Genomic DNA, 17,936 nt, shown 5'->3' with positions numbered 1-17,936 from the left:
TTTTTAATAATATGTTTAGTGGTGAGAAACAAGTAAGGGAGATTTCATGCAAAGAAAAAACAAATTTAAACTTGTGACTTTTGCAATGTTGCTAGCATTGGTCCCATCTATGAACCTGGGGGCGATTCCTCAAGCTTTTAGTAGCGGACGTGTTACGCCAACATCTCTTGGGAAGATGTTATCACCTCAAGAAGTAGGAGCGACAACGTCTAATACTAGTATGAGTACCATGCTTAAAAGCGTTGTTCCCACTAGTAGTACTTTTAATGGTAAATCAGTTTCACAACCTAGTCGTACCCCCCTTCCTCAAAACACAGTTAGTGATGCAATTGCTCCCAATAGTTTTGGATGGCAACAAAGTATAGGTGGATTAACTTTACCAGCAAATCAGGTTACTGCTGTTCAGAACGGTACAGTTCTCGGTAGTTTTCCCGCAACGGATGCAGGTGTTCAACAAGCATTATACATGATGTATAGCGCCTCTAATGCGAGTACTTCAGATTTTGTACTTTATTTTGGCAGTAATACAACTTTAAATAATTCATTAGTCAAAGCTCCTGTTTCTGCACCAAGTGCAACCAGTATGACGTTTAGTACACTTGTTGGTCATGCTAAAAGCTTAACATGGGTATCTAACCCAGCAGATGCTTTGACCAGTTCCAATACTTCTCAAGCATCGGGGACAAATTACACCGTAACCCTACCGAACAATGTTTATTTTGGAGTACCTACGATATTCCGTAATGTGACTGTCGCTGCTAGCGGTGATAATATTTATGCTCAAGGGAATGCTTTTGCGACAACGAATGGTTCTTGGATTACTGGTGCTCCAAATATTTATGGAGGGACAGATAATACAAACCTTTCGGGGAGTACGAATGTTTATATTGGAGCGACAGGTGGGACGGCAGGATGGAACATCTATGGCGGTAATTCATCTGGTGGAACAATCTCTGGAGATACTCATGTTACGATTACTCAGGCATCGTCAACCCTCACTAATGTAACAGGGGGGAGTGCGGCTGGAGCAACAATCTCTGGAAATACTAACTTGGATATCAAGAACTTCCAGACGACCATTTCAAGTATTTATGGTGCCGGAATTGGTACATCAGCATCTCCAGTTACAGTCAAAGGAAATGTCATCAATAACATTGTTTCTACAAACTCTTCTTCAATTTATAGCAATAATATTTGGGGAGGGGCATATTATGGAAATATTGGAGGTACCATCTATAATACTTTTGGAGGTTTAGGTACTTACTCAGGAGCTAATGTCTTTTCGGGAGGATCGTATCAAGGAAACATTGGTACAAACGGTGTAACCACTGATGCTATTGCCACGAGCTATGATAGTTCAAAGTTTAGTGGTACAACTTCTAGTTACTTTGTAGGAGCAAATTCACCTGGAAGTATTGGAGAGATTGGTACTGCTAAAGGTACTATTTATGGTAATATTACTAGCTATGTCAAAGCGGGGTTCACCACAGGCCAAATTTATGGTGTAGAAGGTGGTTCTACAGGAACCCCTGCACTTTTATCAACGGGTGCTTTGGGTATCCCAGGAAATAATGCGGGAACTTTATCAACTTGGCAAGCTTTAAATCCTAACACTGTCAATACTACGGCGCAAAATATCGCAACTGCAGCTATCTACGGCAATGTTTACACTTGGGAACAAAGTGGAATTATGTCACGGGGAGGTTCTGATGGTTATTCTCGCGCAGGTGGACGTTCGGGTTATGTTCAAGGAAGTACAGTTATTGAACTTGGAACTCTGAACGCTGATAATTCTTGTGGTGGTGCAGGATTGGTTACCTCAAGTTCTACATCAGGAACTCCAGGTACGCAAACCTATGCTTATTCCAATAATCCACCTACACGATATGGCTACCAATCTGGTTGGGATATCGTGGGCGCAGGTGGTCAAGAATCTGATGATTATTATTTTCAAAATGGTGATAGTTGGATTATTCATAATAATGATATTTCTCGCTGGACTTATGGAGGTAGTTTTGGCGGTAATCAAATCGGAAATGACTATAATATCTTGAATGGGGGGATTGTAGATACTCTAGAAGCAGGACCCTACGATGGGAATGCAGTGTGGGGGAATGTCACTTCTCAAGTCAATAATGGTCAGGTTGATTGGTTTTTAGGGGGGACATGGTCTGGGAATTACATTTCTGGTAATGGTCAAGTTATTGTTTATCAAGGAACGATTAACTCCTTAACAGGTGGTTCATATGGTAATGGTTCGATGATTGCTGGTAATACAGAAGTAGATGTTTATGGAGGAGATTTTTCTGGCTCTCCTACCCCAGGCGAAGCAGGTTCATCAGGACCGAAAGCACTTTGTGGTGCATCTATGACGGCAAGTTCATCTGTATATGGTAATTCTACACTCAATCTTGATTTAACGGGTTCAACAGGAAGCACATTCGTACCACTTCCCAAAGGGTCTTATATATCTGGTGGTGCCAATTATGGTACAAGTGGCTCTGTTGTTGGTACAAAAGGAAATAACAATACTATTAACTTAAATATTAATGCATCAGCAGGAAGTGATGTTTTGAATGGAATTACGTGTTATGGAGATGGTTCAACAAATGGAACGAATACTAATGTTTCAACTATTAACATGAAGATCAATGCGGATGGTTCAAGTGTAGGTTCTCTCTATGCAACAAATTACGTTGCGATGCCCTCATCTGGTCAGCTCTATAATACCAATATTGAAGTCGGGGATGGAACAACTATCTCAGGAACGGTCTCTTCAGGTGGAAGTAGTGATAATTTGACAGATGCTATTGCATCGGCCAATACTAATACCTCAATAGTCACTCTGGGAAATAACACTTCTCACAATCCAATCACAATTAATGGTTCATTGATTAATTTCAATAGTGCAGAACTTACCTCACAAGCTACAGTTAATGTAGCAGGTTCGTTTAAAAACGGGGGTGGAGCTACAGCTGCGACCCATGCGGCGACATATGCGAAGCACGGAACGATTCAAATGGATAGTAATTCCACGCTTGGAATTACTTCCATATCATCTGTTGTATCTGGTAGTAAACTCATTGTTTATCCAAATGCTACACTCTCTACCCCTTACGTTCAAACATCGGGATTAATTAATCTTTCAGACTTGGATATGTCAACTAATAATGGGAATTTATTATGGGAGCCGACAGGCACTCCTCCTACAAGCACTACTAATAATCCTTATTATAATGGAGCTTATTGGGGACCACAATCAGGATTTCCTGTGTTAACTTTCAATGGTGGAGATGCCTCCACAAAATCTGGTGCAGCGAATATTACACCTGATAATTTCTCAGGCATGGATCTCACGCGTAATTATGCTTTTCTTGGAGATTACACAATGGATTCAGGGAGTAGTCCTACGACTCCCACCTGGATTGGTTATGTGGTTCCTGGACAGATACGTGTTTTCAATACTACAGGTTTGAATAGTTCAACAGGTAATTGGCAATATAATCTACCAGGTGTAACTACAGGCACTCCAACACCAGGAACGGCTATGCAAGCGTGGGCATCTGTGGATCCAAATACACCAACATCAAGTTTTGAATTGAAATATGTCATGAACTATAGTCCAGATTTAAGTAGTATGGCTAATAATCAACCATTTTCTTTCAATTCTGATGCCCCTGGATATATAAAATCTCGTTCGGCATCGGCTTACAATGGAAATGTTTTGAACAACTACCCACAAACAAACCCTAATTTTGACGTTAGTGCGGGGACAACAGGGGCTACGCGGAGTTTTGCAACCAAAGACTACTTTGTAGGCAACCAACAAGATGGCTCAAATGACCCAACCACTTTTGGAAGCTATATTATTCAAAATGTGGTCACAGATAATACAACTTCGTTGAGTGCAGGAAATTATATCCTACCCAATACAAGTTCAGAGACAAATGCTTCTTCATTGACTCAGGCTCAACTCCAACAAATAGTTGGTTTGAAAGGGGTCGGAGTAATGTCTGATATTACTGTGAGTGCTGGGACTTTATCGAGCATTAACACTGCAGGTACAAGTATTCAAGACCCTACTTCCTCAGAGACAAATGCGCAAGGTCAATCTTATGCAGAAGTTCCAATGACTTGGACACTGGGAAGTAGTACGGCTAAAAGTAATATTGTTGTTGTTCCACAAGCTGCGGTTATTTCCTCAGATCATCAGACTGCTGTGAATGCTTATGATACAAGTATGACAGGGGATGATGCACATGCGCTTAAAAATCAAGCGGATTTAGATGGAAATTGGACTTATGCCTTGGGCTTCAAAGCAGATGGGACAATAGAAGATCCAACGATTTCTACTCCAGTAGATTTAGTCGGCACTTTACAAACCATTACGGCTGATCATCCAATCATTGATGAAAATGGGAATATCGATCCTGTAACTTATACCTACAATGGGGTATCAAAAGAAATCACGATTAATTTAAGCTTTGGATCAATTAGTTTAACCACTCCTACGATGTATGACTTTGGAACATTAAATGTTAGTCCCAAACCTTTGGTTGCTTGGGCACAAAGTCCTTCAAGTGATGTGACAGTCACGGATACTCGTACAGGAACAGGGCTTAAACCTTGGGCCGTTACCGTTGCGCAAACCCAAGATTTGCAAGGCGTCACAAACGGAAATAATCTTGCTCCCTATCTTATCTTCAAGGATGGAACAGGAAGTCAACAAATTACAAGTGCTGCTATGCAAATTTACGCAAATACAGCACCAACAACAGGGACATTCAATTTGAATCAAAATTGGAATTCGGGCACTGGACAAGGGATTCAACTGAATATCCCTGTGCAGAGTCAAGAAAAAGGAACTTACGAAGGACAATTGACTTGGTCTCTCAATGATGTACCAACCAATTAATAGAAGGATTGGTTAATTTGTATTTTTGTTCTAAATGGAAATTGCTTTCCATTTAGAACAACGGACTTATTTTATATTTATAGTAAGACAACGATTTACTAATAGAATGATCACTTCATTTTTAGAAAGAGGGAATAATGAAAAAATATAGAAAAATTTTGTTATTAATTGCGACAATCTTTACGCTTGGAGCAATGAGTAAAGTGGCTTATGCCAATGAGTTTAACTTCTCGGTGAACCCCGTTCTCCCAGAAAATCAAATCGGTCAAAGTGGGTATTTCAATTTAGAAATGAACCCTGGTCAATCTCAGACTTTAACGGTTACGCTCAAAAACTCAACAGAGAAAACGGTAATTGTTGAAGAAGCAATCGCAAGTGCGACAACGAATATTAATGGCGTCATCGAATATTCTCCGAATAAGATTAAGCCAGATCGCACTTTAAAGTATAATCTTGCAGACTATGCGACGATGCCTAAAGAAATTACCCTTACTCCTAAATCATCACAACAGGTAAAAATTAATGTTAAGATGCCTGATGAAACTTTTAAAGGGGTTATCGCAGGTGGGATTACATTTAAAGAAAAAGATTCTGGCACAACAGCTTCCAAATCTAAAGGGTTGAGTATTCAAAATAAATATGCGTATGTCGTTGCACTTTTGATGCAACAAGATAAAACAGTGGTTGCACCAGATTTAAAAATGAACGCTGTGGCCCCAGGCCAAGTGAATTATAGAAATGTCATCAATGCTAATCTACAAAATCCAAATGCAGGATACCTTAATCAAATGTATGCGCAAGCAACGATTAAGGGATTGAGTAATACGAGTTTGTCCTATACTGCAAATAAAGAAATGATGCAAATGGCGCCTAATACTAATTTTGATTATCCTATTGCGATTGGTGAAGGAAAGCGTCTTGAGGCAGGGAAGTATCGTTTAACAATGACGGTCTATGGCCAAAAAGATGCAAATGGAAAGTATTCATCTAAAGATGCGGCAGGTAAAGCGCAGAAATTTGATTATCGCTGGCAATTTACGCGAGACTTTACAATTTCTGGAGAGACGGCAAGAAAATTAAATGCTAAGGATGTCACGGTTAAACCAGAAGCTTGGTATAAAAACTGGTTGATTTGGATGGGAATCATCCTGATTCTTTTGGCCCTGCTTTTCCTCTTCTTTCTCTTGTGGAAACGCCGTAAAGATGAGGAAGACGAGGAAGAACAGCCCTCCGAAAAAGAAGCACTTCAAGCTCAACTTGAAGCGATTAAAGCGCAATTGAATGAAGAGAGCAAAGAAGTTTCTGAAAAAGATGAGTAATAGAAATATTATAGGGAAAATAATTAATCACAAATTTATACGGAATATACTATACTCGGATTTTTTGAGAGACGAAGAAGTGAGGAGTATACTTATAGGTTTGAGGTTACTATAGAATGATGTGCTAGAAAGGGGAGCTATGAGTGAGTCTATAATGGAACAAACTGAAGTTGATGAACAAATTAAGAATTTTAAAATAGAGATGCGTCGTTATAGAATTCCTATATTAAAGCTTTCAAAAGATATAGGATATCCAGCGGCATTGGTATCAGATATTCTATTCCTGAGAAAGAAACCTGATATTAAGCTACTACAAAAGATAGAGGAATCTTTGAATGGTTCTATTCAGGATAAGGGTGAGGAGAGATATCTCAATGGTAAAGGGAGAATTTCTACTTTACCGATGGAAACAATGAATAAATCGTACCAATCGTTAAGTTGTGCTAATTCTGATATTCTGAATAAACTAGGCGGAAAGATTAAGACGATAAGAACACAACTTAATCTTTCGGAGGTAGAGTTTGGTGCAGAACTAACACCAGTTGTTTCTCCGAGATTTATCAGAGAAATAGAAGACAATCGATTTGTTCCTTCTCTAGAACATCTTATTGAAATCGCAGATTTGGGTAAAGTAACATTAGACTGGTTGTTGAGGGTATAGAGCGGGTATAATGATAAAGGTTTGTGAAATGTCTCGTAAAAAATTATAAAAAGTCCTTAGGGACTTTTTTATTTTGTATACTTTTTGGTATATACTGCATTTTTCTTACATAAATGTAAGTTTAGTTCTCTGTTAGGATGATAAAATGTATTCAATAAAGTGAAATTTATCTATTCGTTTATCTAAATGTGATGAAATAAACTTTATTTGATTGTAAAAGGAGGTGGAGGGTGAATAAAAAAGAATTCGTTATATTTTTTAGTAAGACAATATTTTATTTTATTATCATCATCATACTGCTTTATCTGTACTCGTACAGCCATACGGGAGGAGTACATTTTATTTATGATGAGTTTTAGAGGAGAAATGAATGAAATTATTAGAACGTATTTTAAAAATTGCGCAGGAATCTCCTGATAAAGTAGTTTTTTCTGAAGCTGAGCGCTCATATACTTACCGTGAATTGATTGGTATGATGTCATTAATTGCAGATAAAATTAAACAAAAGCGATATGAAAATGAGAAAGAGAAATTGCGTCCTATTTTGATTTTTGGTAAAAATGATTTTATAACATTAACTTCAATGCTTGCAGCAAATATGACGGGTCATGCCTATATTCCAGTAGATGCGCATACGCCTTTTGAACGAACTGAAATGATTTGGTCAGCATCAAAAGTCACAACAATAATCACAACGGCGGAGCTGTCAGAGGAATTTAAGAAACTTTTTGCTGACAGAATTTCTGTCAGCGCTGACAGCATTGAACAGCTTTCTGTCAGTAAAAAATTTCCAAAAATCAACCTAGATGATGCGATATCAGGCGATGATAGTGCATATATTATCTACACTTCAGGTACGACAGGAATTCCTAAAGGAGTTGAAGTCAGTCATGATAATCTGGCTAGCTTTACAAATTGGATGAATCATGATTTTTTACAGATTGAAAATAATCAGATTTTATCTCAAGCTTTATATAGCTTTGACTTATCCATTTTTAGTATCTATCCAAGTTTGACTACAGGAGGAAATTTGGTTTCTTTATCAAGAAAAGAAACAACAAATTTCAAGCTTCTCTTTGAACGATTGAATTCAACTGTAATCAATACATGGATTTCAACCCCATCATTTGTTGATATTTGTCTGCTTGATTCTTCGTTTGTAGAGAAAAATCATCCGCATTTACAACAATTTATTTTTTGTGGTGAAGAACTGACGGTAAAAACGGCAGAAAAATTACTGACAGCTTTTCCGTCAGCAAGCATTTTTAATACTTATGGACCTACAGAAGCAACTGGAGCTATTTCGTCAGTACAGATTACTCAAGAATTACTGAAAAATCACACACGTTTGCCTATCGGCTATGCAAAACCTGATGTAGAAGTAAGAATAATAGATGGAGAAATCATTATTATTGGTGATTCTGTCGCAAAAGGTTATTACGAAAATCCAGAAAAAACCGCTCAAAGTTTTTTCAGCATTAAGGGAAAAAAGGCCTATCATACAGGGGACGCAGGTTCTGTCAGTACTGACGGAATGTTATATTATCAAGGACGAATAGATTTTCAGGTTAAATTCAATGGTTTTCGAATTGAACTCCAAGATATTGAAGCAAATATGCAAGAAATAGAACAAATTGAGAAAGCAATTGTTTTACCAAAATTTAATACACAGCATAAAGTTACAGCACTTGTTGCTTTTGTAAAAACGAATCAAAATTTATTTCAACCAACTGATAAATCAGCAATGCGTGCATTTACAAAACAGCTCAAAGCAGAATTATCCAAAACAATTATGGATTATATGATGCCGACACAATTTATTTATCTGGAAGAACTCCCCCTTAATCAAAACGGAAAAGTTGACCGAAAGGCGCTTGCTCTTAAAATGGCAGGAGAGTGAACGTGCAACCTTATTCAACTCCCTTTTATTTTGTAATTCTTAGTATAGCTCTGGCACCGCTTGTTATTGCACAGATTTTTGGAAAAAAAATGGTGTGGTATCAGTTTGTATTTACTCTTGGTTTTCTCTGGTTAACTTTTTCAGGAAGCATCACTTTCTTGGCGTTGATTGGTTTTGGCATTTTTCAAACATTACTTATCAAAGGGTATGAATGTTTTCGGATTAAACAACAAAAGAATTGGACAGCTATTTTTTATCTAGCGATTATTTTAGCTATTTCTCCTCTTGTTGTTGTTAAAGCAACTCCGCTCATATCTCCCGAACATCCAGCGTCAATTATTGGTTTCTTAGGAATATCTTATATCACTTTTAAAAGTGTCGCAATGATTATGGAAATGCGTGATGGATTGATCAAGTCAGTTCCACTCAAAGATTTCCTATACTTTTTCTATTTTTATCCAACAATTTCATCAGGACCGATTGACCGATTTAGAAGATTTAGCAAAGAACTAAAAGCACCCGTTTCTCAAAAATATCCAGAGCTACTAAATCAAGGAATTTTCCGAATTTTTCAGGGCTTTCTCTATAAGTTTATCATTGGGTATCTTATTGACCAATATTGGCTTCATGGAGTAGCAATCGCAGCAACGCTTCATCCTAATTTTTGGACAATTACCCAGTCCATGTATGCCTATGGTCTTTATCTCTTTTTCGACTTCGCTGGTTATTCTCTATTTGCGATTGGTGTAAGTAATTTGATGGGATATGACCTTCCTCATAACTTTAATAAACCCTTTTTAGCCAAGAATATCCATGAATTTTGGCAACGCTGGCACATGACTTTAAGTTTTTGGTTTAGAGATTTTGTTTTTATGCGTTTAGTGAAAACATTCATGGTAAAAAAATGGTCAAAAAACATGGTAACCATTTCTAATATCGGTTACCTAACGAATATGTTGCTTATGGGATTTTGGCATGGTCTGACATGGTACTATGTGCTCTATGGACTATATCATGCGTTTCTAATGATTCTATATGATGCATGGAATCGTCTGAAAAAACGTCGCAACTGGGTAATTCCAAACACCAAATGGACAAGGGCAATTAGCATTTTTATCACATTTAATCTTGTATTTATCGGTTTTTTGATTTTTTCAGGAATTCCAAATTACATTATCATGCATTATATCAATCCATTTAATCCACTACCTAATTTTTAATTCTAAATAAAAGATACAAGGAGAGAAAGCAAATGAAAGAACAAATTTTTGACATTATTGAAACAATTGCAGCTACAGATGAATTTAGAGAAGATTTAGATATGGACCTATTTGAAGAGGGAATTCTTGATTCAATGAAAGCAATCATGCTCATTGTCGAGTTAGAGGGAAATTTCAATATCAGCTTACCACCATCTGAAATGGATCGAGAAGACTGGAATACAGCGAATAAAATTATTAAACGCGTTCAGGAAAAAGTCAATGAAAACTAAAATCTTTAAAGCTTTGGGCCCTCTTTTCGCAGCACTCGTTTTGACAGGTATTTTGATATTTGTTCCTATCAATGTTGGAACAAGATACTCACAAAAACAACTTACAAAATTTGCCCAAGCTCCCTACAATACGCCAAGTTTCACAGGATACTCAGTAAAAAAACAGGCATTTTCAAATTCCAATTTTTTACCTCTTCTAGGGTCATCAGAGCTAGGACACATTGACCCTTTTCACCCCAGTGCTTATTTTTCGAAATATCCAGCGGGCTTTACTCCATATCTAGCGGGGCAACCAGGGACAACAACGCTGACACATTTTTTCTATGTGAATTCAGTAGCTGAACAATTAAAAAATCGGAAAATAGTCTTCATTATAAGCCCACAGTGGTTCTCCAAGCGGGGAATTACAGAGTCAGAATTTGAAAACTTTATCTCCAAGGGTGAAATCTATTCTTGGATAAAAAACGCAAATTCAAAATCTATATCAACTCAAAAAATGGCACAACGTCTATTGAACTTCAGATCACTTGAAGCTGAAAAAACGATTCATTCAGCAGTTGAACGGCTAGCCGCCGGTAAAGTCATGACCAATTGGCAACATCTATTAGTTTCAATGTCACTACAATTTTGGCGTAAAGAAGATTTACTATTTTCAGGAATATCACAGATTACAGCAAATCATATTGGCCTATCTCCAAAAATACATAATTTGTCACATCATCTTCCTCAGATATGGAACATTGAAAAATTAGACCGATTAGCATATCTAAAAGGAAGAAAAGCTGCTGATAATAATCCATTCTGTATTAACAATACGATATGGAAAAACAAGATGAAAGCAATTTATAAAAGTCGTAAAAATCGGATGGGAAGGGTAAACTATTTACGAAGTCCAGAGTATACAGATTTCCAACAATTGTTAAATACATTCGCAGCAAATCACGATGATGTTCTCTTTGTTATCCAACCCGTGAATGGTAATTGGTATCGCTACTCAGGACTATCTGAGAAAGCACTACAAGACTTCAGTATCAAAATTCGTCAGCAATTGAATACTCAAGGTTTTAATCAAGTGGCGGATTTCACGGGAATGTATAATACACCATATGCTGTTGGCGATACGATTCACTTTGGCTATAGAGGTTGGTTAGCTGTAGACCAATCCATAAAGAAATTTATGAAACAACCGAGCAAAGTAGACTATCATCTTGATAACTCACGATTTTTATCTCAAGATTGGGCAATGAATGAAGAAAACTAATCATAAAAATAACACCCCGGACTCTGGGAGTGTTATTTTTTTATTTATCAAATATTTAAGAATAGGTAGTAGATCATATAGTTTTTAACTATATAAAAGCATATTATAAAAGTATTATTAATGACCTAGCGAATTTGATAAGATAGACTCATTAGAATTTTGGAGCGTTTAACTATGAAAAAATCAATTATTGCTTTCCCACGTATCGGTGAAAATCGTGAATTAAAATTTGCCCTTGAAAAATATTTTCGTAAAGAAATATCAGAAAAAGAGCTACAACAAGTCGCCAAAGTTATTCGTTTAACAAACTGGCAACAGCAAAAAAATGTCGGGATTGAGTTCCCGATTTCTAACGATTTTTCATTTTACGACCAAACGTTGGATTTATCTATTGCCCTCAATGCTATTCCTGAGCGTTACGAAGAATTAAATTTAAACAAGCTTGATACCTTATTTGCCCTTGCGCGTGGTTTTCAAGATGAAGCACACGATGTAACGGCTAGACCAATGAAAAAATGGTTCAACACAAACTATCACTATTTAGTTCCAGAAATAAATAGTAAAACAACAATCAAAGCGAACTTCTCTAAACTTATTGACGAATATAGAGAAGCAAAAGAGAGTGGCATTGAAACTAAACCAACGATTATCGGACCTTATACTTTTTTAACTTTAGCTGAGTATCTAGAGGATACCACAGTAGAAACTGTTTTATCGGAAGTCATCAATGCCTATCATCAACTCCTAGTCTCTCTTAATCAAGAAAATGTAAAGTGGTTACAAATTGAAGAACCTGCTCTTGTTTTGGATCAAAGCAAAGAAAAAATTGTATTATTTGAAAAAATCTATCAAGAACTGTTAAAGCACAAAAATAAAGTTAAAGTGCAGCTACAAACCTATTTTGGAGACATCCGTGATAGTTATACTAGTGTATGTAAACTTGATTTTGATGGCATCGGACTCGATTTTGTTGAAGGAAGAGAAACCGTAGCACTTATTCAGAAATATGGTTTTCCTAAGAATAAATTATTATTTGCAGGAATCGTTAATGGAAAAAATATTTGGCGCAATAATTATCAACAATCACTTGAAGTTTTAAATGCTATAAAAACAGAAGCACAAATCATTGTCAATACAAGTTGCTCTCTACAACACGTACCGGTAACGACCAAAAATGAGACTAAGCTAGACAAGGATATTTTAAAACATTTTGCATTCGCAAATGAAAAATTAGAAGAAATTAGCCAGCTTGCTGACATCTATTTCACTGAAAATGAACAATTACTCCATCAAAATGAAGTATTATTTAATGAAAAACGAATACAAGAAAATTTGCAATTGAAACAAGCGATTGACCATTTAGCTGAGAAAGATTTTGTTCGTCAACCCAGTCTGGAAAAACGTCGCAACCTTCAAAATGAAGCATTACATTTACCACTTTTACCTACAACAACAATTGGTTCATTTCCTCAAACCGTAGAAGTCCGGCGAGCGCGTCTGAATCATAAAAAGGGTGAATTGAGCAGTGAAGCCTATGATACATTTCTAGAAGAAAAAATCCGTGAATGCATTGAGCTTCAAGAAAAAATAGGTTTAAATGTTTTGGTTCATGGTGAATTTGAAAGAAATGACATGGTGGAGTATTTTGGCGAACAACTCGACGGATATGTGTTTACTCAAAAAGCTTGGGTACAATCTTATGGTACGCGTTGCGTTAAACCACCTATTGTCTGGGGAGATATTACTAGACCTCATTCGATGACAGTTCGTTGGTCAACTTTTGCTCAAGACCAGACAGCTAAACCTGTCAAAGGAATGCTTACAGGACCTGTCACCATCTTAAATTGGAGCTTTCCAAGAGAAGATATAAGCTTACGGGAAAGTACCTTGCAATTGGCTTTGGCTGTTCAGGCAGAGGTCTTAGATTTAGAAAAAGCGGGAATTAAAATCATTCAAATTGATGAAGCGGCTTTGAGAGAGAAACTACCTTTACGAAAAAGTGATTGGTATAGTGAATACTTAGATTGGGCTATTCCAGCGTTTAGACTTGTTCATTCAAAAGTAAGACCAGAAACACAGATTCATACTCATATGTGTTACTCAGAGTTTGAAGATATTATTTCATCTATTGATGCAATGGATGCCGATGTTATTTCTTTTGAAGCAAGTCGCAGCGAATTATCTATTATTGATGCACTAAAGACCCACCATTTCCAAACGCTTGTAGGACCAGGGGTTTATGATATTCATTCTCCAAGAGTTCCTAGTACCAATGAAATCAAAACACAAATTTCGCGAATTTTAGACAAACTTCCATTAGAACAAGTCTGGATTAATCCAGATTGTGGATTAAAAACGCGTGGAAATAAAGAGACCATTTTAAGTCTTGAACATTTAGTTGAAGCGACGAATTTAATTAGAAGTGGGGTTAACGAGTATGGTGAACAAACCAAAGAAAATGCTTTCGTTTGAGGTATTTCCACCAAATACTGAAGTAGGCACATCAAAATTGTTTAAGACACTTGATGATTTAAAAGAACTGTCACCAGACTTTATAAGTGTAACGTGTAGTAATAATAATCGTACAGATATAGGTCGTACTACGATTAGAGTAGCAGATTATGTTAATAATACTTTAAATATTCCTGCGGTGGCTCACTTATCTGCTGCCTATTTAGATAAAAACCAAGTGAAAGAGATTTTGGAGCAGTTAAAAGCTAAGGGTATCTACCAAATATTAGCGCTTAGAGGAGATATTACAACTTTACCGGCTAAAAATGATTTTCATTTTGCAAGTGACTTAGTTCGTTTTATCAAAGCGTATGATGAAACTTTTGAAATATCAGGAGCGTGTTATCCAGATATTCACCCTGAATCTTTGAATCGTATAACAGACTTTCATTATCTAAAAGAAAAGGTTGACTCAGGGTGTGATAAATTAATCACGCAACTGTTTTTTGATAATAATACTTTCTACGATTTTCAAGAAAGATGTGCTATTGCGGGAATAGAGGTTCCTATTCTTGCAGGAATTATGCCCATTGTCAATCGAAATCAAGCGATTAGACTTTTAAAAACTTGCAATACCCCATTACCAAAGAAATTCGTTAGAATTTTAGAAAAGTATGAGCATAACCCTATTGCTTTGAAAGATGCAGGAATTGCTTTTGCAATTGACCAAATCATAGATTTAACAACAGAAGATGTAGATGGCATTCATTTATATACAATGAATAATGCTGAAACCGCAAAGTCTATTCATCATGCAACTTCATCGTTATTCTATTAACAATTATCTTAAAATATATCATAAATAAAAAGCTCAGTGATGGGCTTTTTATTTATGATATTAAAGATAGGATATAAATTATGTTCTTATACTTATAAATATTAATCTGTGTTTTTCTAATTGAAATCAGACAAATTAGAAATTTTACATTTTCTAAAAAGAAAGATTTGTAAAAAACAGAGGTGTTGTATATAATTAAATCAAACGATGTAATAAAAAGCGGACAATATGTTCGTTTAAACTAGGTAATGGAGGACTAAAAACAACGATATAATAGGAAACCTGACGATATGTTCATAAGGAGGACACCAATGAAATGGTATCAATTACCCAAGGAACAAGTCTTAAATGACTTGCAAGTAATAGAAGAACAGGGATTAAGAAAAGAGGAACGTGAACAACGTTTAACTGAAGACGGTCCCAATTTGCTAACTGGTGAGAAAGTTGAGGGTTCAATAAAGAAATTTTTCAAGCATTTCAATGATTTGCTCATATATGTGTTGATTGTAGCGGGAATACTAAAAGGAATCAGCGGTGATTACATTGATATGAGTATTATTTTTGCAGTTGTTATTATCAATGCATTGATTGGCTTTATTCAAGAAGCTAAAGCAAATAACTCATTGGATGGCTTAAAAAGTATGATGGGAGCTGATGCTACAATCTTGATTGGTGGCGAGAAACAAGTGGTTCCAGCAGATACGTTAGTAAAAGGAGATATCGTTTTACTTAACTCAGGTGATATTATCCCAGCAGATGTCCGAATCTTGGAAGCCTATAATTTGGTGGTGGATGAAGCGATGCTCACAGGTGAATCAACACCAGTACAAAAGAATATGATTGCTATTGGAGACGAGGTCGATTTAGGAGATCGGATTAATATGGGATATTCGGGCTCCTTAGTCAATAGTGGTAGCGGAAAAGCTGTTGTTGTAGGAGTTGGAGATAATACTGAGATAGGAAAAATCAGCACTCACTTGAAAGAGGTGGGTGTGACTGAAACACCATTAATCAAGAAAATGAAACATTTGAATAAACAAATTTTCATTATTTTGCTGATATTGGTGATTGGCTTAATTATTTTTAGTCAATTTCATCGTGATTTTTCATTTGAAGAAATGGTATCTTGGATGATTGTCTTAGCCGTTTCTGCTGTTCCAGAAGGATTGCCAGCAGTATTATCAATTATTTTATCTGTTGGTGTGACAAGAATGGCTACGAAACAAGCAATTATTAAAAAAATGCCGGCCGTTGAAACCTTAGGAAGTATGGGTGTAATCTGTTCGGATAAAACAGGAACACTTACAAAAAATGAAATGTCTGTGCTTGCTATTTTAACTAAGCAGCAAGTATTTGAGAAAAGTCAAACGAACCAATGGAAAGACGAAATCAATGTGTTCAATCATGATGCGCAATTGAAACGGTTAGTGGAAACAGCGCTTTATTGTAATGATACAAAGATTGATTATCACAATGGTCAGAGAGAGGTGATTGGGAATCCGACAGAGGGCGCTCTATTGGATTGGGCTTATCATATGGAATTTATTCAAGATGAGAAAGTGTTGTATAAAATTCCTTTTGATTCAAGTTATAAATATATGGCAACTTTAGTTGAAGTAAATCATCAACGCTTCATCTACCTAAAAGGTGCGCCAGATGTTTTACTTAATATGGTGGACTACCAGTTTGGAAATGATGCTGTAGAGAAAATTGATTCTAATTTGTGGGAAGCAATGATTTCAAAACAAGCCAAAAAAGGACAACGTATATTGGCAACAGCATTTAAAGAAGTTCCTTTAAATCAAGAAACGATTAGCCATGAAGAGTTGTTTAATGATATGATTTTGGTTGGAATGTATGGCATTATTGATCCACCAAAACCAGCAGCAATTGAAGCTGTGCGTGAAAGTCATCAGGCAGGTATATCTGTGAAAATGATTACAGGAGATCATAAGGATACAGCTGTCGCTATTGCCAAAGAAATTGGTTTAAAAAATACTGATAGAGCTGTGACTGGACAAGAAATTGAGATGATGTCTGATACAGAATTATCGAATATCGTGATGAATCATGATGTTTTTGCACGAACAACTCCTGAACATAAATTACGCTTGGTAAGTGCTATTAAGTCCAATGGACAAATTGTGGGAATGACTGGCGATGGTGTCAATGATGCCCCAGCATTGAAAAAGGCTGACATTGGGATTGCGATGGGACAAAAGGGGACACAAGTCACAAAAGATGCCGCAGATATGGTGTTAGCAGATGATAATTTTGCAACTATTGCAGAGGCTGTTCGTGAAGGGCGTCGTGTCTATGATAATTTGAAAAAGACGATTTATTTTTCACTACCGACCGCTTTTGCTCAGGGGCTGTTAGTTGTAGTGTCAATATTGATTGATAGACCTCTCCCACTGACTTCAGTTCAGATTTTGTGGTTAAACATGGTAACAACAATTACATTATCCTTTGCCTTAGGTTTTGAACATGAGGCAAAAGATGTGATGCATCGTTCACCGCGTAATCCAAATGAAAATATTTTAGATAGGTATGCGATTTTTAGAACGATTTATGTATCAATTGTATTGGCTTTCCTAGGTTTCTTAGTAAATAATATAGTGATATCTGAAGGTGTTCCAACTGCAGTGGCTCAGACGACACTGTTGATGACTATTGTCTTTGGTCAAGTATTTTATATGATAAATTGTCGTAGCATTCACAACTTCTCTATTGATAAAGATATGTTGAAAAATCATGTACTTTGGATATCTTTGGTAATATTGGCAGTTTTACAGCTGATGATTATTTACGTCCCAGTAGTTAGTAATGCACTAGGAACGATGAATATCGGATTGCATAATTTGAATTATGCTTTCTTAGCTGGCCTTATCTTGTTTGTGCTCGTTGAAGTTGAAAAGTTGATTTCTCGACAATTTATCAAGAGTTAAGAGATAATAAAGGATACCATATTTGAAAATGCTGCTGAGTATTTTATGAAAAATAGACAAATTTCATTCTGAGTTGATTTCTGCAAAAAATTTAACTTTGTGATAAAATTAATCATGTAAAGATGAACTATATAGTTCAAAATTTAAGGTA

Annotated in this window: 11 protein-coding genes; all 11 read left to right on the top strand. The window is 36.3% G+C overall.

What is annotated here, in order from left to right:
- Positions 1-46 precede the first annotated feature (46 nt).
- The 11 genes from D7I46_RS04200 to D7I46_RS04150 all read left to right on the top strand — a co-directional run bounded on the left by D7I46_RS04200 (position 47) and on the right by D7I46_RS04150 (position 17,785).
- On the top strand, positions 47-4,915 hold the full coding sequence (locus tag D7I46_RS04200; RefSeq protein WP_120771751.1) for a beta strand repeat-containing protein: 4,869 nt from the start codon (positions 47-49) through the stop codon (positions 4,913-4,915).
- 137 nt (positions 4,916-5,052) lie between these two features.
- On the top strand, positions 5,053-6,234 hold the full coding sequence (locus D7I46_RS04195; RefSeq protein ID WP_120771750.1) for a WxLIP family cell surface protein: 1,182 nt from the start codon (positions 5,053-5,055) through the stop codon (positions 6,232-6,234).
- A 139-nt stretch (positions 6,235-6,373) separates the two neighbouring features.
- Positions 6,374-6,895, top strand: a complete 522-nt coding sequence (locus D7I46_RS04190; RefSeq protein ID WP_120771749.1) for a helix-turn-helix domain-containing protein — start codon at positions 6,374-6,376, stop codon at positions 6,893-6,895.
- A 230-nt stretch (positions 6,896-7,125) separates the two neighbouring features.
- Complete coding sequence (dltX, locus tag D7I46_RS04185; RefSeq protein ID WP_120771748.1) at positions 7,126-7,254, top strand: teichoic acid D-Ala incorporation-associated protein DltX; 129 nt, start codon at positions 7,126-7,128, stop codon at positions 7,252-7,254.
- A gap of 11 nt (positions 7,255-7,265) precedes the next feature.
- Positions 7,266-8,795 (top strand): D-alanine--poly(phosphoribitol) ligase subunit DltA, encoded by a 1,530-nt coding sequence (dltA, locus tag D7I46_RS04180; RefSeq protein WP_120771747.1) that lies wholly within the window; start codon positions 7,266-7,268, stop codon positions 8,793-8,795.
- A gap of 2 nt (positions 8,796-8,797) precedes the next feature.
- Complete coding sequence (dltB, locus tag D7I46_RS04175) at positions 8,798-10,015, top strand: D-alanyl-lipoteichoic acid biosynthesis protein DltB (RefSeq protein ID WP_120771746.1); 1,218 nt, start codon at positions 8,798-8,800, stop codon at positions 10,013-10,015.
- 32 nt (positions 10,016-10,047) lie between these two features.
- Positions 10,048-10,287: a D-alanine--poly(phosphoribitol) ligase subunit DltC gene (gene dltC / locus D7I46_RS04170; protein ID WP_120771745.1), complete on the top strand. Its 240-nt coding sequence runs from the start codon at positions 10,048-10,050 to the stop codon at positions 10,285-10,287.
- On the top strand, positions 10,277-11,548 hold the full coding sequence (gene dltD, locus D7I46_RS04165; RefSeq protein WP_120771744.1) for a D-alanyl-lipoteichoic acid biosynthesis protein DltD: 1,272 nt from the start codon (positions 10,277-10,279) through the stop codon (positions 11,546-11,548). Before dltC ends, dltD begins: the two co-directional genes overlap by 11 nt.
- 174 nt (positions 11,549-11,722) lie before the next feature.
- Positions 11,723-14,020: a 5-methyltetrahydropteroyltriglutamate--homocysteine S-methyltransferase gene (metE, locus tag D7I46_RS04160; protein WP_120771743.1), complete on the top strand. Its 2,298-nt coding sequence runs from the start codon at positions 11,723-11,725 to the stop codon at positions 14,018-14,020.
- Positions 13,986-14,837, top strand: a complete 852-nt coding sequence (gene metF, locus D7I46_RS04155) for a methylenetetrahydrofolate reductase [NAD(P)H] (protein WP_120771742.1) — start codon at positions 13,986-13,988, stop codon at positions 14,835-14,837. Before metE ends, metF begins: the two co-directional genes overlap by 35 nt.
- Before the next feature lie 311 nt (positions 14,838-15,148).
- A complete protein-coding gene (locus D7I46_RS04150) occupies positions 15,149-17,785 on the top strand; it encodes an HAD-IC family P-type ATPase (protein WP_120771741.1) in 2,637 nt (878 codons plus the stop codon).
- Positions 17,786-17,936 lie beyond the last annotated feature (151 nt).

Source organism: Lactococcus allomyrinae, from assembly GCF_003627095.1.
GTDB classification, from domain to species: Bacteria; Bacillota; Bacilli; order Lactobacillales; family Streptococcaceae; genus Lactococcus; species Lactococcus allomyrinae.
This window is presented reverse-complemented; position numbering and strand designations above follow the sequence as displayed.

Coding starts and splice junctions, on each gene's coding strand:
- D7I46_RS04200 (WP_120771751.1), top strand. CDS start 47: ATGCAAAGAAAAAACAAATTTAAACTTGTGACTTTTGCAATGTTGCTA.
- D7I46_RS04195 (WP_120771750.1), top strand. CDS start 5,053: ATGAAAAAATATAGAAAAATTTTGTTATTAATTGCGACAATCTTTACG.
- D7I46_RS04190 (WP_120771749.1), top strand. CDS start 6,374: ATGAGTGAGTCTATAATGGAACAAACTGAAGTTGATGAACAAATTAAG.
- dltA (WP_120771747.1), top strand. CDS start 7,266: ATGAAATTATTAGAACGTATTTTAAAAATTGCGCAGGAATCTCCTGAT.
- dltC (WP_120771745.1), top strand. CDS start 10,048: ATGAAAGAACAAATTTTTGACATTATTGAAACAATTGCAGCTACAGAT.
- dltD (WP_120771744.1), top strand. CDS start 10,277: ATGAAAACTAAAATCTTTAAAGCTTTGGGCCCTCTTTTCGCAGCACTC.
- metE (WP_120771743.1), top strand. CDS start 11,723: ATGAAAAAATCAATTATTGCTTTCCCACGTATCGGTGAAAATCGTGAA.
- metF (WP_120771742.1), top strand. CDS start 13,986: ATGGTGAACAAACCAAAGAAAATGCTTTCGTTTGAGGTATTTCCACCA.
- D7I46_RS04150 (WP_120771741.1), top strand. CDS start 15,149: ATGAAATGGTATCAATTACCCAAGGAACAAGTCTTAAATGACTTGCAA.